Raw genomic sequence first — 22,449 nt, 5'->3', positions numbered from 1 at the left:
CACTACGCAGTGTGGACCACCAACTGTTTGCGGAAATCTATGACGCTCACGCGCACGCCGTGTACGCGCATGCCATCCGCATGACCGCTGACCATGCCGGGGCCGACGACATCGTCTCCCTCACGTTCCTTGAGGCATGGCGGCTCCGCGACTCGTTCGATCAGGTTGCCAGCCATCGGGCCTGGCTCTTCGGGATCGCCACCAACGTGATCCGCAACTCCCGCCGAGCCGCACGGAGGCACAGGGACGCGATAGCCCGCCTGCCACCGCCCGGCACCGTTCCCGACGTGGCAGATGCGGTCGTGTCCCGCATCGCCGACGCGGCACAAGCCTCAGCCGCCTTGGCGGTTCTGAGTCGGCTGCGGCACGCGGATCGTGAGGTTCTTCTTCTCTCCGTGTGGTCTGGCCTCAGTCACGCGGAGGTAGCGCAGGCATGTGGAACATCGGTCGGCACTGTGCGATCCCGGCTCTCGCGCGCCCGGACCCGCCTCCAGAAGCTCACCGCCTCTTACCTCGCCGAGCCGCCGGACTCGAGACGTCTCCCTGCATCCCAAGCCACACGGGAAGGAAGCCTGTGAACTCCTCCGACGGCGCACGACTCGACTCGAACGGTCGCGCGGACATCACCCGGAGTCTGCCCGGCCTTTCCAACGCCGATCTGCCTTTCCACGGCCACGACCGGATCAAGGAGCACGTCCTGCGCGAGATCTCGAACGACTCTCAGCCTGTTCGGGTGCGATCCCGGCATCGAATGGCCCTGTTCCTGGCGGCAGGTGCCGCGACCTGCGCTGCCGCCCTGGCAGTGACCCTCACCGTTGGGGGCTCCAACCACCAACCCGCTACAGCTCGACCCGAGCCGGCCGCCGTCCAGCTGCTGGATCGTGTAGCCCTTGCGGCCCAGACGGCTCCTGCTCCGAGCGTCCGCGACGGACAGTTCTTGTACACCAGGACGAAGGGGTACTCCACCGCCCTGTCGGAAGCCAAGGGCGGAGGCATGACGGCCGCTCGCACAGACGAGTCCGCCGAGCGCTGGGTCTCCGTCGACGGATCAGCCGGCACGCTCACACGCAACCACGAGGGCGAGAAGACCGATCCGGCGCCGAACAAGGGGAAAGTCACCATCAACGGCCCCACGTACCGCTTCCTGGAGACTCTTCCAACCGATCCCGGCCAACTGCTGGAAGTGATTTACGGCGACACGCGCCTCAACCACGGCGGCGACTCCGGATCGACGACCGGTCCCGATCAGGAGGCCTTCGTAGCCATCGGTGATCTGCTCCGGACCGTCGAAGCGCCGCCTGGAGTGGGCGCAGCCCTCTACCGGGCTGCGGCCCGCATCCCTGGCGTCGTTCTGGTACCTGAGGCTACGGATGCCGCTGGACGTTCAGGCGTCGCCATCGCACGCGTCCACAACGGCGAGCGCACCGAGTGGATCTTCGACAAGAACAGCCTGCGCCTGCTCGGCGAGCGCACCGTGACGCTCAAGGACAGTGCGTGGGGGAAGGCCGGAACCGCGGTGACGTCCGTGGCCATCATCAGCCGGAACGTAACGGACAACGCAGGACAGGCACCTGACACCGAAAGGACAGGAGCGCGTAGCGAAACCGCTGAACAGGGGAAATCCCAAACCCCGGGACTGCGACCCGAGTTCGCCGAACGGGAGTAGCTTGCTGCATGCCGAAGCCGAGGCCAGGAACGGAGTGTCCGCATGCCCGCACGGCGAGGGACAGAGCAGGGCGACCCGGCCCGCCGCCGCCGGCCTCGTCGGCCACTCATCGGAGTGAGTCAAGAGAATCGAGACAGGTGCCATCGGGATGCCCCGCCTGCCGATGCGCATCCGGCTCGCGACCCTCTACGGATGCGATCTCGCCGACCTCACCGGTGACGAGCGCATCGCCGCGGCCACGTACACCAAGTCGCACCACGGCGGTGGCAAACGTGGTGGCGGTCTGAGGGGCGGGGCTGGGCGGGGCGGGAATTGTCAGACAGGCCTAGGCGGGCTGTCAGGTGATGGCCCGTCTCAGCACTCACCGAAGGTCCGTCTTGTTCGACTGGGCCGCGGGGGGACGTGCGCGGCGGCCGTATCTCGGGCGTCGTCCAGTGGTAGGGGGGCCGCTGTCCTGGCGGTATCTGCCGTTCTCCGCGATGGATCGGTCGCGGTGCCGGGTGCCGGCTGGTGGAGTGGGTCTGGTCGGGGCAGCAAGCCTTGCGGGTGGTGCGGGTGGCGTCACTGCGATGGTCGGAACGAGCAGAGGGTGGCCGCACCCTGTGGGGGGTGCGTCACCCTCGTGGGCGTCGCGCTGCAACGTGGTGGTGCCCGATCCCTGTTTCGTGGTGCAGCCACTACGCCAGGGAAGATTCGGCTCGGTGGCCGGAATTAGCGCTGGGACGAGGGTGTCACTTCAGGGTGGGACTCGGCCGCGCCCTCTGGAAAGCTGCCCGCTGGGCCGAGCAGAAAAGCCTCTGCCAGGAGACCGTCGACGCGGCCACTGGCTACGTCGGCAGCGACCTCACCGCCAAGCTCTCCAGGATGCTGGCCATCCGCCCCCAGCTCATCGACACCTTCGGCCGGCTCCACCGGGCGATGTCGTCCTGCGGGCCAAAGGGGGCCGGCCGTGCACGGACGTCCTGCCTCCGGATGGGGCGTGGGGTGTCCGGTATTGTGGCGGGGTTGGAGGAGGGCACAGAGGTGAAGGCAGCAGCTACCGGCGGGCCGGACCAGCCGCCCGACCGTGCCTCGGCGATCGCCCAAAAGGTGGAGCGGCTCATCGCGCGGGAGGCGGCCAGGTCCGGTGGGCGGCCTCCGGCCTACCGGGAACTCGCCGAGCGGATCAACCGCTTGGCCGGCCGGGACGTCATCTCGCGGGACACCATCCGCAACCTGCACCTCGGCCTGAACCAGAAGGGCCAGGCCTCCAACCCCACGGTGGAGACACTCGACTGGTTGGGCCGGGGTTTCGGCATCAGCGCCGGCGCGAGCTATTTCCTGGACGATGCCACCGCCGCCGTGGTGGATGAGCAACTGGAACAGCTAGAGAGGGTCGGCGAGCTGCGGCAGGCCCTGGGAAATGACGGGGTGGTCAGCCTGGTCCAGCGGGCCTCCACGCTTTCGAACGGCAGCCTGAGGGTGCTCCTGGCCCTCGCCGACAACCTCCGCCAGGTCGAAAACCGTGCAGCCGGGCATGAAGAGGGCCGGGCCGACGGGACATGAGCTGGGCTCTCGTCCCCTTGGTGCCCGACCTTTGAGGTCCGCGCCCGTCTGTACCCCAGTACTCGCTGCCACGTCCGAAAGAATGCTCTCCCCATGGCGTTTCCCCGCGGCCTGCGCCGGCGTTGCGAGCAGCGGCTCGCGGAGCTGGACCTGCCCGATCCCTTCACCGTCGAGGACTTCCGCGCTTTGCTGGAGGATCTCCGAGGGCGCCCGATCGTCCTGGAACCGTTGCCCGCCCTCGGTACCGACCTTCCTTGCGGCCTGTGGATCGCGCTTCCGAGCATCGACGTCGTCTACTACGAGGAGCGCACCAGCCCGGCCCATCAGGACTTGATCAAGCTTCACGAGCTCGGCCACGTCCTCTGCGGCCACAGCGGGTCCCTCGAACTGTCCCGGTTGGCCGCATTGCTGCCCGACCTGACCCCGGAGCTGGTCGCCGAGGTCCTGGGCGCGGGCCGGACCAGCTATGAGACGGCCGAGGAGCAGGAGGCCGAGATGCTCGCGCTGCTGCTGGCCGGGCTGGTCGGCGCAGTGGCCGAGCTGAGCCCCGTCTCCGGCCGTCTGGCCGAGACCCTCGCGCACCCCGTGCGCCCACGCCGACGGAGGTCCCCCTGATGCGCCCGCTGTTCACCTGGCTGATGCCCGTACTCGCCTGGGGCGTCGTGCTGTGGCGGACCCCATCGGCCTTCGCCGGGAGGGCGAACCGTTCACTCTGGGGGAGCTTCACCGCGATCGCCGTCGGGGTCAGCGTCCGGCCGGCGTCGGTCGAGAACGCACTCGCGGACCTGACCGGCATCCGGGACGTGACACTGCTGGTCAAGCACCTCACCGGAGTGGCGGCGGCGTATTTCCTGCTGGAGTACGTCCAGACCGTCCGCGGCGGGCCGCGACGGACCGGCATCGTGCGTGGGAGGTTGCTGTTCACCGGTGCCGCCGCCGTCGTACTCACCCTGCTGTTCGTCTTCGCCCTCCCACACGACTACGACGGCGCGTTCGGCATCGACGCGCACTACGGCGCTCCCGGGGTCGAGCTCTACCTGGGCGTGTTCAACACGGTCTTCGCGGTCGCCGCCATGCAGGCAGCCGTCCTCTTCTGGTCCAACCGCGCGAGCGTTTCGCCTGGTCCACTGCGCGTCGGGGTCACCTGTATGGCGATGGCGAGCGCCACCGGCCTGGTCTACACGCTGTACCGGGTCTACTTCGTTCTGAGCCGCGGAGACGCCACACAGCTCGACGCCGACGGGAAGCCGGTTCCCCTCACCGATCCGGTCTGCGAACTCCTGCCGGCCGTCATGATCGTCCTGTTCGTGCTGGGCGTCTCCATACCGCCCGCCCGCGTCCTGGTCGGCTACCTGCGCGACCAGTACGCGCTGTGGCGGCTCCACCCCCTCTGGGCGGACGTCACCGCGGCCGTGCCGCAGGTGGTCCTCGGAACCTCGAGCGGTCGGCTGCGCGACCTGCTGACTTTCGGCGACCGTTCCGTCGACCTCGCGCACCGCGTCTTCGCCATCCGCGACGCGGCCCTGGTACTGCGGGAGGACTCCCAGGCCCCCGGTGGTCCCGGGACCACCGACATGGTCATCGATCCGGTGGAGCCCCGTGCCCGCGTCGAAGCCCGCTGGCTGCGTACGGCCGTGCGGAACCGGGCACGGAACCTCGCCGCTCCCGCAGCGCCCGCCGTTCTCGACGCCACCGCCGGCGGCCGCTCTTCGCGCGAGGAGATCGTCTGGATGCTCGCCGTCGCGGACGCCTACCGGGGGCTCGCCAGCAGTGGGTCGGGGACGTAGCGGGCCGGAGGATGGACGGTTCCGACCGTATCCACCGGAGTACGTGCGCGTGCGTGAGGCTTGAGGCGACGCGGTATCACAGCCAACCGCGTTGGGCCGCCTTCAGCCCGGCCTCGAACCTGCTGGCCGCCTGGAGCCGTTCCATCAGCGCCGACATCTGCCGACGCACCGTACGCGCCGACACACCCAGGCGCTTGCTCGCGGCCTCGTCCGTCATGCCTGACCCCAGCAGCTTCAGCAGTTCCCGTTCTGTCTGGTCGATGCCGTCCTCGGGGTCCCGGCTCCGCACCGCGCCGAGCGGAACGGCCGCCTCCCAGGTCTGCTCGAAGAGTGCGACGATGGTGGCCACGATGCCCGGGGAGGTGGTGCACAGGGCACCCAGACGGGAGTTGTCCGGGTCGATCGGGACGAGGGCCGTGGTCCGGTCGAAGACCAGGAGGCGGCCGGGCAGGACGGGAGTCGTGCGGACCTCCCCGCCGCGTTCGGTGGTCCACTGGGCGTACTCGAACGTCGCTGGATCGTTGCGGCTGCTCTCCTGGTAGACGGCACGCATCCGCACCTTCCGGTTCAGGGCCTGCTCGTCCAGGGACCGAGAGGCCTCGAGACTCGCCGCGGACTGGGCGCGGCCCGGGATGATCGACAAGCACTCCTCGCTGAGCCGCCGGGTGAGGACTTCCAAGCGGGCCTGGATGGCGTCGAGGCCGAGGAGGCGTTCATTGCCCTGCCGATCGGCGTCGGGATGCAGGGCCGAGTACTCGGCGATGGCCCGAGCCGCGGCAGCTTTGCCTGCCACCAGCGCGTGGTGCCGCTTGGCCAGTTCCTCCTCCTGCCGGCGCAGCAGATGCTCCAGCCCTGCCTCCAGGCTGACGGCGCGTAGACCGCCGGCGGCTTCCCGAGACGGAGTCAGCAGGCCGAGTCCGACCAGTCGGTCGAGTGCCTCCCGCACCTCCGGCTCGGTGGTTCCAGCCCGTGTCGCGAGCTCGGCGACTCCACCGGGAGTCCCCTCCAGCATCTCCCGGTAGACGGCCTCTGCGCGAGAGTCCACTCCGAACACATCCAGCACTTCGCATCCCCCAGCCCCGATGTCGGCGTCGGTGAACCTTCGGTCGTGGCGATCATAATCGCTGACCCGCGTGGGTGGCATAAAGCGGCCCGGCCCATCGCTGACAGCTCACACCCGCCCTCCGGAGGTCGCCGGGCTGGCAGGATCGTGATCACCGGGACGACGGGGAGCGCAGCACTCCCGATCCCGGATGCCGGGCCCACTTCGGCCCATTACGCCATTCCACCCTGAGGGACAGCCATGCTCCGCACCGCTTCGGTGATCGCCACCGCCGCCCTCGCCGCCCTGCTTCCGCTCGCCGGCGCTTCAACCGCATTCGCCGTGACCGGCGCCGGCACACAGGCCGGCCTTGCCGTGTCCTCGCAGGTCATCGGAGGAGGCTCGCCCTCTCAAGTCATCGGTTGGGACTGACCTGCATGCGGGTTCTACTCGCTCGTCTGGCCGGCCCGGGCACCCGACCCGATAGCTCGATCGGCCCGGTCGTCGAGGACCTGATCTGGGCTCACGCGAGACCGCCCGAAGGACTCGAACACCTCACCGTCCAAACCGTCGCGGAGGGCCTGGAGCTCTACCTCTTCGTCCGGTCCGATTCCGAGTCGGCCGCCCTCGACCGCATGGTGGCCCTCCTGGGCCGGGTGCGCGGACCGCTTTTCCGGTACGGCTACACCCTGGACCACCGCTGATCTCCGCCTGAAGCGCCATCAGGGATTCACTTTGGCGATTTTAGTCGCCTCGGCGCACCGGTTAACCAGGGCCGCTCGTTCACCGGCTGGCACCGGCACGTCACCCTCGTCACCGCCGCCCATCTGTTCCTCACCGAACAGCGGACCTGCCCAAAAGCCCCTGCCAGGGCCTGACCCTCCACCAGGCCCTGGACCTCCTCCAACACCTCATCGCCACCTGGACCGGCACCTGCCCCACCTGCCGACAAACCGTCCCATGGCAGCCCTACGACACCACCTAACAAAGCACTGCTAGTGTCCTGAGTCGGTAATTCGTCGGCAGTACGAGGCGAGGGATTCGAGGATCTGGTCGGCAGTCTTGGTCCAGATGAACGGCTTGGGGTCTTCGTTCCATGAGTCGATCCAGGTGCGGATGTCCTTCTCCAGCGCCTGGACCGACTTGTGGACTCCTCGCCGTATCCGCTTGTTCGTCAGCTCGGCGAACCACCGCTCGACCAGGTTCAGCCAGGACGAGCTGGTGGGCGTGAAGTGCATGTGGAACCTGGGATGGGCCAGCAGCCACTTCTTGACCGCCGCGGTCTTGTGGGTCGCGTAGTTGTCGCAGATCAAGTGGACCTGGAGTCCGGCAGGGATCTCCTTGTCGAGCTTGTTCAGGAACTTCCTGAACTCCTCGGCCCGGTGCCGGCGGTGGAGGGACCCGATCACCTTGCCGGTGGCCGCGTCGAAGGCCGCGAACAGCGTGGTGGTGCCAGCGCGGACGTAGTCGTGACTGGCCCGCTCGGGCACCCCGGGCATCATCGGCAGCACCGGCTGGGACCGGTCCAGCGCCTGGATCTGCGACTTCTCGTCCACACACAGCACCAGCGCCCGCTCCGGCGGATCGAGATACAGCCCCACCACGTCATGGACCTTGTCGACGAAGAACGGGTCCGTGGATAGCTTGAACGTCTCGGACCGGTGCGGCTGCAAGCCGAAAGCCCGCCACACCCGGGAAACGGTCGACTGCGACAGCCCGGTCTTCTTCGCCATCGACCGGGTCGACCAGTGCGTGGCGTTCTCCGGCTTCGACTCCAGCGTCCGGGCGATCAGATCGGCGACCTGCTCGTCCATCACCGTGCGGGGCCGGCCCGGACGCGGCTCGTCCGACAACCCGTCGAGACGGTCCGCCAGGAAACGCTTACGCCACTTCGAGACGGTGTCGCGGGACACCCCGACCCGCTCCATCACCGCACGCGTCGACACGGGAAAGCCGTCCTCCCCGACATCGTCACAGGCCAGGATCACACGGGCCCGCATCGCCATGTCCTGCGCGGACTTACGCCGCCGCACCCACCCCTCCAACACTGATCGCTCAGCATCAGTCAAATCCAGCGGCGCAAGCTTCGGTCCCGGGCGCGTCATGCCTCAACTATATGGAAATTTAAGACTCAGGACACTAGGACTTGTCCTGGCGATCATCCGGTAGGGCGCCTCGGTGATATTTTGACCGGAATTGTGGGAAGGCACGGGCTCATCTGTGGACAGTGACCTGCGGCGCGCGGTGGTCGCGACGCTTGGCGAACTCGGGCGAAGCGATGACTGGCGTGACCGCGCGGATGCCGGTCACAGCCTGGCAGGGTTCGCCGAGATGCCGGAGGCCGTTGAGCCGCTGCTGGGGCTTGTGCTCGACAGTGGGGACACCTTCGTCACCCGGTGGACCGCGGAGGGCTTGCTTCGGCGAAAGGACAGGGCTGGACTGACGATAGTCGCGTCCGCACTGGCAGTTGCCAACGACAACCACGCCGATTACATCCACACCGCAATCTACGATGTCTTCAGCATCTTCTCGGACGACCTCGACGAGGCGCTGCGGCTCTGCGAGGAGATGTTGGGCGACACCGACGATCGTGTTGCCCGGGGAGCCCGTCGGCTGTACGAGAGCCTGGCAGAGATCGATCCCCTTCTCCGCCCCGCATAGCGGGGGTTCGATGGCTGTTGTGAGGTGCGGATCCGGGACTGCGGCAGCACGGAACGTTGCCAGATCAGTGCCACGGAGCATTCCCGTCGATCATGTGCGGAGCCAATCGTTAGAGCTGCCGCAGTGGCGGTGGTAGCGGGTGGCTACCGCCCGGTGCTGCTTCAGCCGGTTGATAGCCCGTTCGACCGTGTTCCGCCCTTTGCGGAGGCGGGCGGCCTGGCTGTCGGTCTTCTCCGGGATCGTGTGCCGGATGCCCCGTCGCCGCAAGCACTCGCGGCACGGTCCGTTGCTGTATGCCTTGTCGGCGGCGACGCTGTCCGGCTTCTTGCGGGGCCTGCCCGGCCCGGACCTCGGGACACGGATCTTCTCCAGCACCGGTTTGAACTGCGTGCAATCCGCCCGCTGGCCGGGCGTGCCGATCAAGGACAACAGGCGGCAGCGGCCGTCCGCGTTCAGGTGCAGTTTGGTGGTGAAGCCGCCGCGCGAGCGGCCCAAGCCTTCACCTCCCGCACCACCTCCACCAAGGGGGCGTGCAGGCTGTGCCACGGCGTTTCGTCCCGGTGTTCTGGGACGCTCACCCACCGCGTCAGCCGCGGCCTGAACCTGCTGGAGCAGACGCTCCCATGTCCCGTCCGCCGACCACAGCCGGTGCCGTTCGTAGACCGTCTTCCACGGCCCGAACCGTTCCGGAAGGTCATGCCACTGAACCCCGGTCCGAACCCTGTGCAGAATCCCGTCGATCACCTGCCGGTGATCCCGCCACCTGCCGGTGATCCGGCCACCTGCCACAACGCCCGTTACTGACCGGCAGGAACGGCCGCAGCCGCTCCCACTCGGCATCACTCAGATCACCCCGCCCCATTCCCGGAACAACGAGCAGCCCAGAAGGGGAGTAGCGGCGTCTACGCTCGGGGAATGGGCCGCTACGAGAAGAAGGCGCATCTGGAGTGGTGGGCCAACCGTCCACCTGCCTGGCTCGAATCCCGATCAAAGCGACGGCCGCCGCCAACACGGACGAGTGGGACGCAGTGTTCTCGCCCGCCCCCTCTCGACCACGGCGTCCGCGAGAACCTGAAACAGCTCATCGATGCAGACCCCTGCTTCACCCTTCGCTTCGCAACCTCAGCCGTCGAAGTCCAGACAGAGGACTTCGACGGCGTCGATCGCCTTCGGCTGACCGTCATTCCCGAGCCGTAAAGCCGAGGAGTCCGACGTGATCGGCCGGACAAGTCCTACGCGGTGGGCGCGTGGATGCGCCGTCAGCGCAAGGTCGAGAACCTCACCGCCGACCAGACGGGCCGCCGGATGCGGCGCCTACGGCTGGGCTCTGGAGGTGCTGTTCGCGGATGGCGGCTACGTCGAGGCCGGCCAGACTGCGCCACCGACCAGTAGCACCACTACCGTCCGGGGGCGGCCGCGCGCCATACCCCGAGCAGGCCGCGGCCCTGGCCCTGGCCCTGGCCGAGAACGAGGGCGAGATGCGCGCCGTGATCGGCGATGCCCTGGCCGGCTACTCCAACGGCGGCGGGTATGGCGGGTTCCCCGGCGACGACTTCGAATAGGACGTCGACGACCTGAGCTGGGCTGAGCTGACCGACCACCCGCCCCGGAGGCGGCGCGTACCCGGTCCTTCCCCTTTCGCAGCACAAGGAGAAGGCCCGGATGCGCCGGGCCGGGATGCCGGTGAAGACCGGAAGACCGCGGGGAACGGGCAGTGGCCCCCGCCGCCGTCCTTCGCACCCGGCGGCGCGCGGCCGCCGGGTGCGTGGCGGGCCCGGTGGGGCACTGCCGTTGCCGGTCACCGGCTCGGCCGTGATCCGCCGTGGCGCAGTGGAGCGGGTGTCAGCGGGTGGTGCTGGCGGTGAGGGCGGTGGCGTTGTCGGCGCCGCCGGGCACCTCCGTCCAGGTGCCGCTCCACTGACCGGTGGTGTAGTCGGCGTCCATCGTGTAGACGCGGCCGGTGGAACCGAGCGCGTACATGTGCATGGTGTTGCCGGTGACGGTGCTGGCGAGGGCCTTCAGGCCCGAGCCGCCCTTGGCCACCCAGCTGCCCGACCAGCCCGCACCCGCGTAGTCGCCGTCGGTAGTGAACAGGGAGCCGTCCGAACCGATGATGCTCAGGTGGACACGGTTGCCGGTCGCGACCGCGGTGATCGCGGTGGCGCTGCCCGCGCCGCCGGGCACCTCCGTCCAGGCGTCGCTCCACTTGCCCGTGCTGTAGTCCGCGTCCATGGTGAACACGCGGCCGGTGGAACCGAGCGCGTACACGTGCATGGTGTTGCCGGTGACGGTGCTGGCGAGGGCCTTGAGATCGGAGCCGCCCAGCGCCACCCAGCTGCCCGACCAGCCCGCGCCCGCGTAATCCGCGTCGGTGGTGTGGAGCGCGCCGTCCGAACCGATGATGTTCAGGTGGACACGGTTGCCGATGGTGGTGGCGGTCAAGGCCGTGGCGCCGTCCGCGCCGCCGGGCACCTCCGTCCAGGTGCCGCTCCACTGACCGGTGGTGTAGTCGGCGTCCATCGTGTAGACGCGGCCGGTGGAACCGAGCGCGTACATGTGCATGGTGTTGCCGGTCACCGCGCTCGCCACCGCCTTGAGCGCGGAGCCGCCCACCGGCACCCAGCGGCCGGACCAGCCGGCACCCGCGTAGTCGCCGTCGGTGGTGTACATCGCCCCGTCCGAACCGACCGTGCTGACATGCGCCTTCGATGCGGGCGCCGGAGCGGGCGTGGGCGTCATCGCGGCGACGATGCGCTGGGCATCGGCGGCCTGGGGCTCGTAGGCGCTGGGGAACGCCGACACCTGGACCTTCTGGCAGACGACGCCCACCGGCTGGGTCTTCCAGCCGCCGTTGGGGTAGGCCCGGAGCATCGCGTCCAGGAAAGCGTTGGTGGAGTATGCCGGGTCCAGGCGCTCCTCGAAGCTGCCCCACCAGGTCTGCTGCTGGAAGAGCCCGACGCTGGTGTAGTTGAGGACGTTCGGGTTGTTGCGCAGCTCGGACTCGACGATCGCGGTGGTGACGGCGATGACGGCGGCCTGGTCGGACAGGTCGTGGGCGCGGGTGGCCGTGACGATGGCACGGGCGCACGAGACCCGGTATGCGGTCATCGCATGGGCGAGCTTGCCGGTGAGAACGGTGTTGAGGCTCGCGGCGGCCGCAGTGTCGGCGTCGGTGACGGTTCCGCAGGAACGGTCGGGCTGGAGGGCGGCGTGGGCGGAGGTGGCCGTGACCACGAGGGGCGCCAGGAGAGCGGCGGTGGCGACGGCGACGGGCAGGAACTTGGGGAAGTGCTTGCTCATGAGGATGACGTTCTTCCTGGGTCTCGGGTCGGAGCACGAAGCGCGGCACGCGGAACGCGGGTGCGGGCGGCCACGGTTCACGCAACCGCGTGAGCGGATTGCGGGGGGGGTGTCAGTGACGGGGTTCCGGGCCGGCCCGGGCGTCGGTCCCCGGGCCGGCCCGGCAGCCGGCGTGTGCCGGTGGCCGGGCCGGCGGCTGCGGCGGCGGCCGTGGCGGGCGGTCCCGGGTGCGGGACCGCCCTGCGCAATCACAGGACCGAGGTGGCGGAGATCTCCTGGATGCCGCTGTTGCCCGGAAGGAGCTGGAAGGTGCTCCACGTACCGGACGCGTAGTTGCCGTCCGCGTTGTAGATCCGGTCGTCGGAGCCGACCGCGTACAGGTGGACGGTGCTGCCCACGGCGTTGGCGGTGATCCGCTTGATGCCGCTGTTGCCCGGAAGGAGCTGGAAGGTGCTCCACGTACCGGACGCGTAGTTGCCGTCCGCGTTGTAGATCCGGTCGTCGGAGCCGACCGCGAACAGGCGCACCGTGGTACCGGTGGTGACGGCGGCGACCTGCTTGATGCCGCTGTTGCCCGGCAGTTGCTGGAAGGTGCTCCAGGTGCCGGTCGCGTAGTTGCCGTCGGCGGTGTAGACGGTCCCGTCGGAGCCGACCGCGTACAGGTGGACGGTGCTGCCCACAGCGGTCGCCGTGATCTGCTTGATGCCGCTGTTGCCCGGCAGTTGCTGGAAGCTGCTCCAGGTGCCGGTCGCGTAGTTGCCGTCGGCGGTGTAGACGGTCCCGTCGGAGCCGACCGCGTACAGGTGGACGGTGCTGCCCACAGCGGTCGCCGTGATCTGGTCGATGCCGCTGTTGCCCGGTACCGCCTGGAAGGTGCTCCAGGTGCCGGTCGCGGTGTCGCCGTCGGCGGTGTAGACGGTCCCGTCGGAGCCGATGACGAACAGGTGGACGACGGTGCCGATCTGAACCGCGGAGACCTTCTTGATGCCGCTGTTGCCGGGCACCTGCTGGAACGCGGTCCATGCGCCGGAGACGAAGTCGCCGCCGGCGTTGAAGACGGTGCCGCCGGAGCCGATGGCGAACAGGTTGGTGACGTCCTTGGCCACCGGGGCTGGGGCCGGGGCAGGTGCCGGGGTGTTGTCGACACCGCCGATCGGGGAGACGTAGCCGCTGATCCGCTGGCCCATGTAGGAGCTGTAGCCGAGCGCCGAGTTGTACGGCCCGTCGAGCCGGACACGTGACGTCGCGGCCCAGTTGCCGCTCTGGCCGCCCTCATTGCCGCCGATCGTCTTGATGGTGCCGTTGCCGACCTCCGCGACGATGGCGACGTGGTCGGCGTAGCCCGCGCCGTCATAGTTGAACACGACCGCGTCGCCGACGTGCGGGGTACTGTGCAGGCCGCCGTTGTACTGGCCGAAACTGCCGGCCGCCGGGGTGAGGCCCGAGACGTTGACCCCTGCCTGCGCCCACACCCACTTGGTGAAGTCCGCGCACCAGTTCTCGGACCGGCCACCGTTGCCGGTGCAGCTGGAGTAGAAGCCGGTGGTACCGGCGCTGTTGGTCGAGCAGGCCATCTTGTAGTTGTTGGCCTGGGCGATACCCACGATGTTCGAGCCGACACTGGCGTGGGCCGACGAGGCGCCGAAGGCCAGGCTGATCGGCACGATCGCGGTGGCGAGGGCGAGAGCGGCGCCACGACGGGAGATGGACGCAGACATGGCAAGTACTCCTGTGTGAGAACTGGGAGGTGGAAGGGTCGGTCGTGGTCCGGCGGGCGGTTCGCCGCCCGGCCGACGGGAGGGTCGAGGCCCGGCGCGCGCCGTGGCGGACCGTCCGGCCTGGCGGCACCAAGGCACGGGCTGGTGGAGCAGGAGCGACGGCCACGCCGATTCCGCAGGAGCAGGCCGGCGGGCGAGGCGACGCGTCGTCGGCCGGACGGTCAGCCCCGGATGATGTTGTCCGCCGGGGTGACGGTGATCCGCGTAACCGCGGTGGCGTTGACAACGGTCGGGGCACCGGCATCGGCATCGGTCCCGGCGGCCAACGCCTCGGAGCGGACGAGGGCGGCGGTGGCGAGAGCGAGTCCGGCGACCGCGGCAGCCTCGGCGAGAGCGGTACGAAGCACGGCAGTGTCCTTCAAAGGAGAGGGCGTGGGCACAGGGAATCCGGCGCGCCTCCCGCGGTGGCGCTTCGTCCGGTCTGCCGTCCGGAAGCGGTGCTCCCTGGCGGCGATCGCTAGCTTCGTCGCATCTCAGCGTGCGTGAAAGGGCTTTCAGATGGACGGAACCGTCCCTGGACCGTTCCGGCCAGTGGGGCCGGAACGGTCAGGAGCCGCTTGTAGAAGGCGGCGACCAGCGGCACTCGTGCGCGCTGCACCCGCTGGCCCGCCAGCGCCGGCACGAGAGTCACCGCACTGCGGCAGAACGCCTCCGCGCGGTCCTCGGCGTCCTCCAGGCAGCCGACGAGCGGAATACCCCCAGCACCGGGTTCGACCCGGCCCCGGCACGGATGCTGACGTGCTCGATCCCCCCTCGGCGACGGCGGCGGCCAGGAGCGGCTCACGGGCATCGCCAGGCGGCTCGGGGCAGCCAGCGGGCCCCTGGAGGAAGACATGAACGAGGTACCGGGAACGAGCGTGCCGAACCGGGCGATTCACATACAGAGAGCGGACCTGGACAGCTCGGGCCCCGGACGGAACCGTCCAGCCATCCCGGCACAGCCAGCCCGACCGGCCGCGCGGATCAGGCGGATCACGCTGTGAAATGACTCCCCGGACACATGTACGGAAGATTTCTGGGGGGCGGCGAGCTGCGCGCCGTGTCGCCCGACATCGGCATGGAGATCCTGATGGCCCGCCGGCAGGCCGAACCCGCCGCCCAGCGGATGCGCATCGAAGCCTCCCGCGCCGCCGCCGAACTCATCGCCGGATAACGCTCAGCTGCGCCCCGCCACCAGCCGCCCCCGGGGTGGAGCAACTGGTTGGGCTCGACCAGATCCGCGACCGCCTCACAACCCCCACCCGCGAGGAGGTGATGACCTTCGCCCCGGACGGCGGCCAGAAGTCGGAGAACATTCGGGGATGCCGTCCCGCAGCGAGGTCGGCACGGTGATCACCGCGATGTCGAAGCCGGCCAGCGCGGCGGCGTCGGCGGTCGGGCAGTAGGCTCCGCTGTCCAGCACCGCGCGGAGCCGCGAGGAGGCCACGTCCTTGACGTATGACTCTGCGGCGGCGAGCCGCTGGACGCGGTCTGGGTCCACGTCGTAGCCGACGACACGGTGACCCGCCTCTGCGGCGCGTACGGCCAGCGGCAGTCCTACATAGCCCTGACCAGCGACAACAACCTTCATGGGGAGCTCCTACTCGATGGCGGTGCTTGAATGGACCGTCGTTCCTGACCTGGCAAGGAGAAGCGCTGTGCCCCTGGTGTCTGTCGTGATGCCCGTGTACAACTCGGCAGCGACCCTCGGCGCAGCCGTCCGGTCGGTGCTCACGCAGACCCACAGCGACCTGGAGCTGCTGATCACCGACGACCAGTCCTCCGACTGCTCGATGGACCTGCTCCGCGAGTTCGCCGAGGAGGACGAGCGCGTCCTGCCGCAGCGGGCGCCGGAGCAGGGCGGTGCGGGCCGGGCCCGGAACCTCGCGATGGAGCGGGCCCGCGGGGACTACATCGCGTTTCTCGACAGCGACGACATGTGGCTCCCGGAGAAGACCGAGAAGCAGCTCGCCTTCGCTGCGGAGGCCACTGCGCCCCTCACGTTCACCTCGTACTTCAAGATGGACGCCGACTACGACGGCGAGAGCACCGACTGGGTCCCGAACGGGCGGGTGGTCCGTGCGCGGCAGCACGTGGACTACCGCGCGATGCTGGTCCAAGACCACATCGGTGCTCTCACCGCCATGTACGACCGCAATGTCCTGGGCACGAGGCTGATGCCGCAGATGCGCAAGCGCCAGGACTACGCCCTGTGGCTGTCGATCATGCGGGACGGCGCTGACGCCCAGGGCCTGGCAGAGCCGCTTGCGGTGTACCGGGCCCAGCAGGCCGGATCGCTGTCCTCCAACAAGCTGTCGCTCGTGCAATACAACTGGGCCCTGTACCGCGAGCACGAGCACCTGTCGGTCCCGCGGGCGACGCGGGCCCTGGCCGGCGCTGTGTGGCAGTCAGTGAGCAATTCGCGCATCTAGCGCCGCGCACCGGCCTCGCGGCCGTGCAAGAAGCGGCGCTGGTTGACGATGAGGTAGTACCCGGCCTGGAGCATGAAGGAGATCTGCCCCCGGACGAGTTCCTCGGCAAGCTCCCGGGCGGCGTCGGCGTGTGCCTGGCCGAGCTCGGACCGCTCCAGCATCTTCGCAGTGACGAACCCCGCGCCGGCGTTCGAGCCGTCCACGACCGGAAAGGGCTTGTACTCGTCGCCCACGTCGAACAGGTCGAAGAAGGTCCCGTAGTGGTAGGCCGACTCGGCCGGCAGGGCCCGGCCTGTTGGCCGCGTCGGGGTGCGTCTCCGTCACTCCCGCCGACGACAAGCCGTCCCGTGGTCGCGTGGACTTCGCCGCTCCGACGTCAGGGTGGCGCTGACGGAGGCGGTCCTGCGCACCGCCTCCTCCGGGCCGGAGAAGAGGAGGAAGGGGCCCACGCTCGCCAGGTGGACACCGGCGAACGCGAAGCGTTCGGCCTTGCGGCCGGTCAGCCGCTCGTAGAAGGGGAGGGCCCCTTCCAGGTCGTCGACGTTCTGGCGCGCGATCACCGAATCGATCTCCATCAGCCGGCTGCCCGCTGGCGCAGCGAGATCTGGTTGCCGTCCGGGTCCAGCGCTTCGACGCGGATGCCGAACCCGTAGTCCACCGGCTCCCCGTCGAAGCTCACCCCGCGGTCGCGGAAGACCTTGAAGTCCTCCCGCAGGTCGTCCGACTCGAGGATGACCGGCCCGGGCGTTCCGCCCGCCTGGACCTCGGCCGGCTGTCCCGCGGCCGAGCCGTGCGCCCACAGGATGATCTCGACCGGGCTGCCGGGGGCCGCGACCGTGAGGAAGCGGCCGTCAGGGCCCGGGTAGTCGATGCGCTTCTCCAGGCCGAGTTGTTCCGTGTAGAAGCGCAGGGCGCGGTCCTGGTCGCTGACGTAGAGGGTGACGTACATGAGGTTGGTCAGCATCGTGCTGTCCTTCCGTCCGTTGGTCGGTGTTGCTTCACTGACGGATGCCGAACGGCGGATGTGACAGCCCGGCTGTCAGTGCCGGGTGGGAGGCTCGTCGGCATGACCGCACACGACCCCAAGACCGAACTCCTCCGCTACCTCCAGGAGGGCCGGGAGGCCCTGGTCTGGAAGCTGGAAGGCCTCTCGGACTACGCCGTCCGCCGCCCGCTCACCCCCACCGGTACGAACTTGCTGGGGCTGGTCAAACACACCGCCGGTGTCGAGCTGGGGTACTTCGGTGACACCTTCGGCCGACCGTTCTTCGGCGACGCGCCACCCGCCTGGTGGTACACGCAGGACGCCGAACCCAACGCGGACATGTGGGCAGCCGAGGACGAGTCGCGCGAGGACATCGTCGCCCTCTACCGGCGGGCCTGGGAGCATTCCGACGTCACGATCGCCTCACTGACGCTCGACGCCGTCGGCCACGTCCCGTGGTGGCCGGAGGACTGCAGCGCGGTGACACTGCATCACGTCCTGGTGCGCGTGATCTCAGACACCCAGCGCCACGCCGGCCACGCCGACATCGTGCGTGAGCTCATCGACGGATCCGTCGGCGTAGCGCAGGCCAAGAACAGCCTGCCGACGCAGGACCCGTCCTGGTGGGAGAGCCACCGCAGCCGCTTGGAACGCGTGGCTCGCCGGTTCGGCGACAGCTGACCGAAATGCCGTCCTGATCGTCCTCGACTGCGGGTATCAGCCCTCAGCCCAAGACCGCCGCCGGACGCCGAAAAGTGGGAAGCGCGTAGCGATCTGGGGCGCCCACCAGCCCCGGATGCCGGTCTGGTTGGCCTTTGGTGCGGGCAGCGGGCCCAGGCGGCCGTCGGACGCCGAGAAATCAGGAACGCGTAGCGATTTGCCGCGCCCACCGGCCCCGGATGACGATCCCGTCGGCCTTGGGCGCGGGCAGCGGCCCCGGACGGTCGTCGGACGCCGAGAAATCAGGAGCGCGTAGCGATCTGGGGCGCCCACCGGCCCCGGATGCCGGTCCCATTGGCCTTGGGCGCGGGCAGCGGGCCAAGACCGCCGTCGGACGCTGAGACGGGAGGAGCGCGTAGCGATCTGTTGCGGATCGCGGCCCCGAGGAACTGCCTCGTCGGCCCGGATGCTTGGCGAGGCGGCCCCCGACGACCCCGAAGGGGCGCTGATCCCGCCGGATGTCTCAGGTACGACCGTGCCGTCCTTTTGGGGGTTTCCCGGCAGTCTTCGGCTTTTCGCGGCGGGTCGCCCTGTCAAGGGTCGCCGAAGGCGATCGCGGAGCGACGCGACGAAGGAGCGCCCTTGACAGGGTGGCCCGACGCGGAAGGACGATGAGACTGACGGGAAACCCCCAACCCCTCTCTGAGACCGGGCCGCCGTGGCTCCGCTACTTCGCCGCCACTGCCGCCCGGGCCACTCCCCTCGACCGCCTGCGGGAGACGGCCACGCCCGTCAGGCAGATCGCGCCGCCCAGGAGGGTGAGCCCGCCCGGGATCTCGTCCAGGGCGAACCAGGCGATGAGGACGACGACCGCCGGGACCGCGTACGTCGTCGCGCCCATCTTGCCCGCCGTGGTGCGGGACAGGGCGTAGGTCCAGGTGGTGAAGGCCAGGGCGGTCGGGAAGAGGCCCAGGTAGACCATGTTGAGGGTGGCCGACAGAGGAGCCCGGGGCAGCTGCGTCAGGAGCTGGCCGGCGAAGGGCAGGGTGCAGGCCGTGCCCACGAAGCAGCCGTACGTGGTGACTTGGATCGGGTCCGCGTGCCGCAGGGCGGGCTTCTGCGAGACCACCCCGGCCCCGTAGGCGAGCGCGGCGACCAGGCAGAGCAGCACCCCGGTGAGGGAGGACGTGCCGCCCTTGGAGGTGGACATGCCCACGACCACGGCCCCGGCGAAGGAGACGCCCATGCCGGCCAGCAGCATCGGTGGGAACCCCTCCTTCAGCAGCCAGCCGCTGAGCAGGGCGATGACGATCGGGCCGATGTTGACGACCATGGCGGCGGTGCCGGCATCGACGCCCTGCTCGCCCCAGTTCAGCGTGACCATGTACAGCCCGAACCACAGCACCCCGGACGCCAGGATCCCGGGCCAGGCCTGGCGGGGCGGCAGCGGTACCCGCTTGACCAGCAGGACGGCGCCCAGCGCGACCGAAGCCGTCAGGAGGCGGCCCAGCGCGAGCGCGCCGGGGCCGTAGTGCTCCGCGGAGGCGCGGATGGACACGAATGCGGAGGCCCACAGGGCGACGGTGACGGAGGCCGCGACGAGGGCGCGTTGGTCGATGCTGGACTCGCCAGTCGTTTGGTCCATGCGCGTCAATGTATTGAGGCGTTTCGGCCTTGCCTACGGCCTTTCCGGCACGATGGACCGATGTCAGGGCGTTGTCAGGGCGCTGACAGCGCTGACAGCCCTGACACCACCGTCACCGCACCCCCGTGAACCCCCTCAGGTCCTCGGCGATGGCGGCCGTCACCGCCCCGTGCTGGGCGGCCAGGTAGAAGTGCCCGCCGGGGAACCCCCGGAACGTGAAGGCGCCCTCCGTCAGCTCCCGCCAGCCCATGGCCTCGGCCACGCTCGTCCGCGGGTCGGACTCCCCGCAGAGCACGCTGACGGGGGTGCGCAGCGGCGGTCCCGGCTCGTGGCGGTAGGTTCCGACGGCGCGGTAGTCGCTGCGCAGGGCCGGGAGGATCATCGCCCGCAGCTCCGGGTCGGCCAGCAGGCCCGCGTCGGTGCCGGACAGGGCCTGGACGTGGGCGAGGAGGGCGTCGTCGTCCCGGGTGTGGAAGTCGTCGTGCCGGGCCACCAGCGGGGAGCGGCGGCCGGAGAGGATCAGGCCGCGCGGGCCGGCGCCGGTGGCCTCCAGGCGGCGGGTGAGTTCGTACGCGAGGACCGCGCCCATGCTGTGCCCGAACAGGACGAGGGGCCGTTCCCGCCAGGGCGCCAGGGCCCGTTCCACCCCGTCGGCGAGTCCGGCGATGGTGTCGGGGCAGGGCTCCGAGAGCCGTTCCTGGCGGCCGGGGTACTGGATGGTGAGGACTTCGGCGTGCGGGGCGAGGTCGCGGGAGAGCGGGAAGTAGTAGGAGGCGTTGCCGCCGGCGTGCGGGAGGACGACGAGGACCGGGACCGGGACCGAGGCCGGAGCCGGGACCGAGGCCGGAGCCGGAACCGAGGCCGGGACCAAGGCCGGAGCCGGGACCGTGTGCGGGTCGGCCGGGGGGTGGAAGCGGCGGATCCAGGGATTGGTCGCGGTCACCGGCCCGTCCCCTGGGCTTCGTCCGTCAGGAGGAGCTTCTTCTGCGGCTTGCCCATCGCGTTGCGCGGGATGGACGCGACGAAGCGGACCTCGCGCGGGCGCTTGTGCACGGACAGGTGCGCGGCGACGAAGTCGGTCAGTTCGGCGCCGGTGACGCCCTCGGCGACGACGAACGCCACGATCCGCTGCCCGAGGTCGGTGTCGGGGACTCCGACGACGGCGGCCTCGCTCACCTTGGGGTGGTCGAGCAGGGCGTTCTCGATCTCGCCCGCGCCGATCCGGTAGCCGCCCGACTTGATCATGTCGATGGAGGCCCGGCCCACGATGCGGTGGACCCCGTCCTCGGGGTCGACGGCCGCGATGTCGCCCGTGCGGAACCACCCGTCCTCGGTGTACGCGGCCGCGGTCGCCTCCGGGCGGCCCAGGTACCCGGCGAACAAGGTGGGCCCGGTCAGCTGGAGTTCGCCGATGTCGGCGCCCGGCTCGGCGGCGATGCGGGTCCGGATGCCGGGGAGCGGGGTGCCCACGGTGCCGGGGCGGACCTCGCCGCCGGCGCGGCCGCTGACGGTGATCAGGGTCTCGGTCATCCCGTACCGCTCGACGGGGCGGTGGCCGGTGAGGCGCTCCAGGTCCCGGAACACGGGGGCGGGCAGCGCGGCGCTGCCGGAGACGAGGAGGCGGGCGCCGGACAGGGCGGCGGCGGCCGCGGGGTCGGCGGCGATGCGGGACCAGACGGTGGGCACCCCGAAGTACAGGCTGCCGCCCGCGGCGGCGTACGCCTGCGGGGTCGGGCGGCCGGTGTGCACGAGGCGGCTTCCGGTGCGCAGGGCGCCGAGTACGCCGAGGACGAGGCCGTGGACGTGGAACAGCGGGAGGCCGTGCACGAGGGTGTCCTCGGCGGTCCACTGCCAGGCGGCGGCGAGGGCGTCGAGGTCGGCGGCGAGGGCGTCGGCGGTGAGGACCACGCCCTTCGGGGGGCCGGTGGTGCCGGAGGTGTAGAGGATGAGCGCCGGGTCCTGGGGGTTCGTGGTGCGGGGCCCGGGGGTCGTGTCGGAGCGGCGGGCGAAGTCGACGGTGATCTCGACAGCGCCGGAGTCGCGGAGGACGTGCTCGCGTTCGGCGGGGCCGGCATCGGGGGGCAGCGGCACGAAGGGCACCCCGGCGAGGAGTCCGCCGACCGCGGCGGCGACGGTTTCGAGCGAGGCCGTCGCGGTGACGGCGAAGGCGGGGGCGCCGGCGATGTCGGCGGCCACGGCGCGGGCGGCGCCCAGCAGTTGCTCGTACGAGGCGGTACGGCCGGCTACGGCGATGGCGTCGGGGCGGTCGCCGTAGGTCCCGTCGAGGGCGGTCAGCACGCGGTAACTCCCTGGGGGTGGTGGGAGGCCAGGGTACGTGGCCGGGCCGGACCCGCGCCCGAGCGCGCCTGGTCTCGCCGGAGGTCCCCCCGGAGGTCCCGCCGGAGGTCCCGCCGGAGGTCCCGCCGGAGGCCCCGCCGGAGGTCCCGCCCGGGGTGGCGGTGGGCGGAGGATGAGCTACCTTTGAACGCGTTCAGCTGAATGCGTTCAAAACAGGGGGCGTCGGTGAGCGAAAAGCAGAACGTGACCGCTCGGCAGCGGGGTTGGGCCGTGGCCGGGGTGGTGGCCGCGGTGCTCGGGGCGGGCTTCTGGATCGCCGTGACCCACGGCTTCCTGTTCTGGATCGCCATGGGCACGGGTGCCGTGACTCTCGTCCCGCTTCTGACCGTGGACCGTCCGAAGGCCTTCGCCCGCGCCTGTCTCGCCGTCGGATCGGCCCTGTTGGCCTGGTCGCTGATCGGCGTCGTCCTCGGGATGTTCGTGTTCCTCCCGGCGGCAGTGCTGCTGCTCGTCGCCGCCTTCGTCGAGCCCGGCAACCGCCCGCGCGCGGGTTTCGCGGCGGCCGTGCCGCTCGTGGTCGCGGCCGCCGCGGCCGTGCTCGCCCGCTGACCGGGCCGGACCGGGCCCGCACCCCGGCAGGGGGTGCGGGCCCGGTGGGCGAGGGGAACGGG

The 22,449-nt window shown here is 70.1% G+C and carries 25 protein-coding genes and 1 pseudogene; 13 read left to right on the top strand and 13 right to left on the bottom strand.

Annotated features, from left to right (window positions below; all coding sequences use genetic code 11):
* The first annotated feature begins 11 nt into the window (after positions 1-11).
* The 5 genes from BX286_RS34735 to BX286_RS34710 all read left to right on the top strand — a co-directional run bounded on the left by BX286_RS34735 (position 12) and on the right by BX286_RS34710 (position 4,998).
* Positions 12-578 carry an RNA polymerase sigma factor gene (locus BX286_RS34735; RefSeq protein ID WP_261993677.1) on the top strand — a complete coding sequence of 189 codons (567 nt, stop codon included), beginning with the start codon at positions 12-14 and terminating at the stop codon, positions 576-578.
* Complete coding sequence (locus BX286_RS34730) at positions 575-1,666, top strand: CU044_5270 family protein (protein ID WP_121017853.1); 1,092 nt, start codon at positions 575-577, stop codon at positions 1,664-1,666. The genes BX286_RS34735 and BX286_RS34730 overlap by 4 nt, the downstream gene beginning before the upstream one ends.
* Positions 1,667-2,407: 741 nt before the next feature.
* Positions 2,408-3,211 (top strand): hypothetical protein, encoded by an 804-nt coding sequence (locus BX286_RS34720; RefSeq protein WP_121017852.1) that lies wholly within the window; start codon positions 2,408-2,410, stop codon positions 3,209-3,211.
* 93 nt (positions 3,212-3,304) lie between these two features.
* Complete coding sequence (locus BX286_RS34715) at positions 3,305-3,826, top strand: hypothetical protein (protein WP_121017851.1); 522 nt, start codon at positions 3,305-3,307, stop codon at positions 3,824-3,826.
* Complete coding sequence (locus BX286_RS34710; protein ID WP_121017850.1) at positions 3,826-4,998, top strand: MAB_1171c family putative transporter; 1,173 nt, start codon at positions 3,826-3,828, stop codon at positions 4,996-4,998. Before BX286_RS34715 ends, BX286_RS34710 begins: the two co-directional genes overlap by 1 nt.
* Before the next feature lie 76 nt (positions 4,999-5,074).
* Here BX286_RS34710 and BX286_RS34705 read toward each other — a convergent pair whose 3' ends face one another.
* On the bottom strand, positions 5,075-6,043 hold the full coding sequence (locus BX286_RS34705) for a helix-turn-helix transcriptional regulator (RefSeq protein ID WP_261993676.1): 969 nt from the start codon (positions 6,041-6,043) through the stop codon (positions 5,075-5,077).
* A gap of 258 nt (positions 6,044-6,301) precedes the next feature.
* Here BX286_RS34705 and BX286_RS36865 point away from each other — a divergent pair, with 258 nt between their 5' ends.
* Positions 6,302-6,472: a hypothetical protein gene (locus BX286_RS36865; protein ID WP_187344322.1), complete on the top strand. Its 171-nt coding sequence runs from the start codon at positions 6,302-6,304 to the stop codon at positions 6,470-6,472.
* Positions 6,473-6,477: 5 nt separating this feature from the next.
* Entirely contained in the window at positions 6,478-6,744 is a 267-nt protein-coding gene (locus BX286_RS34700; protein ID WP_148710329.1) for a hypothetical protein, read from the top strand.
* 291 nt (positions 6,745-7,035) lie between these two features.
* Here the strand turns inward: BX286_RS34700 and BX286_RS34695 are convergent, their stop codons facing one another.
* Complete coding sequence (locus BX286_RS34695) at positions 7,036-8,145, bottom strand: IS630 family transposase (protein ID WP_100861852.1); 1,110 nt, start codon at positions 8,143-8,145, stop codon at positions 7,036-7,038.
* 115 nt (positions 8,146-8,260) lie between these two features.
* Between BX286_RS34695 and BX286_RS34690 the strand changes: the two genes are divergently transcribed.
* Complete coding sequence (locus BX286_RS34690; RefSeq protein ID WP_261993675.1) at positions 8,261-8,701, top strand: hypothetical protein; 441 nt, start codon at positions 8,261-8,263, stop codon at positions 8,699-8,701.
* 90 nt (positions 8,702-8,791) lie between these two features.
* On the opposite strand, the pseudogene BX286_RS34685 reads toward BX286_RS34690, so the two are convergent.
* Positions 8,792-9,563: pseudogene (locus tag BX286_RS34685) on the bottom strand (IS5 family transposase).
* 484 nt (positions 9,564-10,047) lie between these two features.
* On the opposite strand from BX286_RS34685, the gene BX286_RS36195 reads away from it, so the two are divergent.
* Complete coding sequence (locus tag BX286_RS36195; RefSeq protein ID WP_148710328.1) at positions 10,048-10,263, top strand: hypothetical protein; 216 nt, start codon at positions 10,048-10,050, stop codon at positions 10,261-10,263.
* A 280-nt stretch (positions 10,264-10,543) separates the two neighbouring features.
* Here the strand turns inward: BX286_RS36195 and BX286_RS34680 are convergent, their stop codons facing one another.
* The 3 genes from BX286_RS34680 to BX286_RS34670 all read right to left on the bottom strand — a co-directional run bounded on the left by BX286_RS34680 (position 10,544) and on the right by BX286_RS34670 (position 14,126).
* Positions 10,544-12,001 (bottom strand): hypothetical protein, encoded by a 1,458-nt coding sequence (locus tag BX286_RS34680; protein WP_121017847.1) that lies wholly within the window; start codon positions 11,999-12,001, stop codon positions 10,544-10,546.
* A gap of 248 nt (positions 12,002-12,249) precedes the next feature.
* A complete protein-coding gene (locus tag BX286_RS34675; protein WP_121017846.1) occupies positions 12,250-13,719 on the bottom strand; it encodes a CHAP domain-containing protein in 1,470 nt (489 codons plus the stop codon).
* A gap of 221 nt (positions 13,720-13,940) precedes the next feature.
* The gene (locus BX286_RS34670) at positions 13,941-14,126 is read right to left on the bottom strand and encodes a hypothetical protein (protein WP_121017845.1); all 186 of its coding nucleotides are present in this window, start codon (positions 14,124-14,126) and stop codon (positions 13,941-13,943) included.
* 653 nt (positions 14,127-14,779) lie between these two features.
* Here BX286_RS34670 and BX286_RS37755 point away from each other — a divergent pair.
* Positions 14,780-14,932 (top strand): hypothetical protein, encoded by a 153-nt coding sequence (locus tag BX286_RS37755; protein WP_261993674.1) that lies wholly within the window; start codon positions 14,780-14,782, stop codon positions 14,930-14,932.
* Between the two features lie 75 nt (positions 14,933-15,007).
* Here BX286_RS37755 and BX286_RS34660 read toward each other — a convergent pair whose 3' ends face one another.
* Entirely contained in the window at positions 15,008-15,349 is a 342-nt protein-coding gene (locus BX286_RS34660) for an NAD(P)-binding domain-containing protein (protein ID WP_398898912.1), read from the bottom strand.
* Between the two features lie 67 nt (positions 15,350-15,416).
* Here BX286_RS34660 and BX286_RS34655 point away from each other — a divergent pair, with 67 nt between their 5' ends.
* Positions 15,417-16,190 carry a glycosyltransferase family 2 protein gene (locus BX286_RS34655; protein ID WP_121017844.1) on the top strand — a complete coding sequence of 258 codons (774 nt, stop codon included), beginning with the start codon at positions 15,417-15,419 and terminating at the stop codon, positions 16,188-16,190.
* Here the strand turns inward: BX286_RS34655 and BX286_RS34650 are convergent.
* The 3 genes from BX286_RS34650 to BX286_RS34640 form a co-directional block, all read right to left on the bottom strand.
* The gene (locus tag BX286_RS34650; RefSeq protein ID WP_121017843.1) at positions 16,187-16,423 is read right to left on the bottom strand and encodes a hypothetical protein; all 237 of its coding nucleotides are present in this window, start codon (positions 16,421-16,423) and stop codon (positions 16,187-16,189) included. The two genes, BX286_RS34655 and BX286_RS34650, sit on opposite strands and share 4 nt — an antisense overlap.
* Positions 16,424-16,510: 87 nt before the next feature.
* Positions 16,511-16,765, bottom strand: coding sequence for a hypothetical protein (locus tag BX286_RS38165; RefSeq protein ID WP_187344321.1), 255 nt, complete (start codon positions 16,763-16,765; stop codon positions 16,511-16,513).
* Entirely contained in the window at positions 16,765-17,154 is a 390-nt protein-coding gene (locus BX286_RS34640; protein WP_079432318.1) for a VOC family protein, read from the bottom strand. The genes BX286_RS38165 and BX286_RS34640 overlap by 1 nt, the downstream gene beginning before the upstream one ends.
* Positions 17,155-17,256: 102 nt before the next feature.
* Between BX286_RS34640 and BX286_RS34635 the strand changes: the two genes are divergently transcribed.
* Positions 17,257-17,856, top strand: coding sequence for a DinB family protein (locus tag BX286_RS34635; RefSeq protein WP_121017842.1), 600 nt, complete (start codon positions 17,257-17,259; stop codon positions 17,854-17,856).
* A gap of 706 nt (positions 17,857-18,562) precedes the next feature.
* On the opposite strand, the gene BX286_RS34625 is transcribed toward BX286_RS34635, so the two are convergent.
* The 3 genes from BX286_RS34625 to BX286_RS34615 all read right to left on the bottom strand — a co-directional run bounded on the left by BX286_RS34625 (position 18,563) and on the right by BX286_RS34615 (position 21,778).
* Entirely contained in the window at positions 18,563-19,480 is a 918-nt protein-coding gene (locus BX286_RS34625) for a DMT family transporter (protein WP_079432320.1), read from the bottom strand.
* A gap of 112 nt (positions 19,481-19,592) precedes the next feature.
* Positions 19,593-20,423, bottom strand: coding sequence for a thioesterase II family protein (locus BX286_RS34620; protein ID WP_260338145.1), 831 nt, complete (start codon positions 20,421-20,423; stop codon positions 19,593-19,595).
* Positions 20,420-21,778, bottom strand: a complete 1,359-nt coding sequence (locus BX286_RS34615; RefSeq protein ID WP_079432321.1) for an AMP-binding protein — start codon at positions 21,776-21,778, stop codon at positions 20,420-20,422. The genes BX286_RS34620 and BX286_RS34615 overlap by 4 nt, the downstream gene beginning before the upstream one ends.
* 225 nt (positions 21,779-22,003) lie before the next feature.
* On the opposite strand from BX286_RS34615, the gene BX286_RS34610 reads away from it, so the two are divergent.
* A complete protein-coding gene (locus tag BX286_RS34610; RefSeq protein WP_123996015.1) occupies positions 22,004-22,387 on the top strand; it encodes a hypothetical protein in 384 nt (127 codons plus the stop codon).
* The last annotated feature ends 62 nt before the right edge of the window (positions 22,388-22,449 follow it).

It is taken from the genome of Streptomyces sp. 3211.6, from assembly GCF_003634815.1.
GTDB lineage: Bacteria > Actinomycetota > Actinomycetes > Streptomycetales > Streptomycetaceae > Streptomyces > Streptomyces katrae_A.
The sequence above is the reverse complement of the archived record's forward strand: the minus strand, read 5'-3'. Positions and strand labels throughout refer to the sequence as shown.

Coding starts and splice junctions, on each gene's coding strand:
- BX286_RS34715 (WP_121017851.1), top strand. CDS start 3,305: ATGGCGTTTCCCCGCGGCCTGCGCCGGCGTTGCGAGCAGCGGCTCGCG.
- BX286_RS34710 (WP_121017850.1), top strand. CDS start 3,826: ATGCGCCCGCTGTTCACCTGGCTGATGCCCGTACTCGCCTGGGGCGTC.
- BX286_RS36865 (WP_187344322.1), top strand. CDS start 6,302: ATGCTCCGCACCGCTTCGGTGATCGCCACCGCCGCCCTCGCCGCCCTG.
- BX286_RS34700 (WP_148710329.1), top strand. CDS start 6,478: ATGCGGGTTCTACTCGCTCGTCTGGCCGGCCCGGGCACCCGACCCGAT.
- BX286_RS34695 (WP_100861852.1), bottom strand. CDS start 8,145: ATGACGCGCCCGGGACCGAAGCTTGCGCCGCTGGATTTGACTGATGCT.
- BX286_RS36195 (WP_148710328.1), top strand. CDS start 10,048: ATGGCGGCTACGTCGAGGCCGGCCAGACTGCGCCACCGACCAGTAGCA.
- BX286_RS34680 (WP_121017847.1), bottom strand. CDS start 12,001: ATGAGCAAGCACTTCCCCAAGTTCCTGCCCGTCGCCGTCGCCACCGCC.
- BX286_RS34675 (WP_121017846.1), bottom strand. CDS start 13,719: ATGTCTGCGTCCATCTCCCGTCGTGGCGCCGCTCTCGCCCTCGCCACC.
- BX286_RS37755 (WP_261993674.1), top strand. CDS start 14,780: ATGTACGGAAGATTTCTGGGGGGCGGCGAGCTGCGCGCCGTGTCGCCC.
- BX286_RS34660 (WP_398898912.1), bottom strand. CDS start 15,349: ATGAAGGTTGTTGTCGCTGGTCAGGGCTATGTAGGACTGCCGCTGGCC.
- BX286_RS38165 (WP_187344321.1), bottom strand. CDS start 16,765: ATGGAGATCGATTCGGTGATCGCGCGCCAGAACGTCGACGACCTGGAA.
- BX286_RS34640 (WP_079432318.1), bottom strand. CDS start 17,154: ATGCTGACCAACCTCATGTACGTCACCCTCTACGTCAGCGACCAGGAC.
- BX286_RS34635 (WP_121017842.1), top strand. CDS start 17,257: ATGACCGCACACGACCCCAAGACCGAACTCCTCCGCTACCTCCAGGAG.
- BX286_RS34625 (WP_079432320.1), bottom strand. CDS start 19,480: ATGGACCAAACGACTGGCGAGTCCAGCATCGACCAACGCGCCCTCGTC.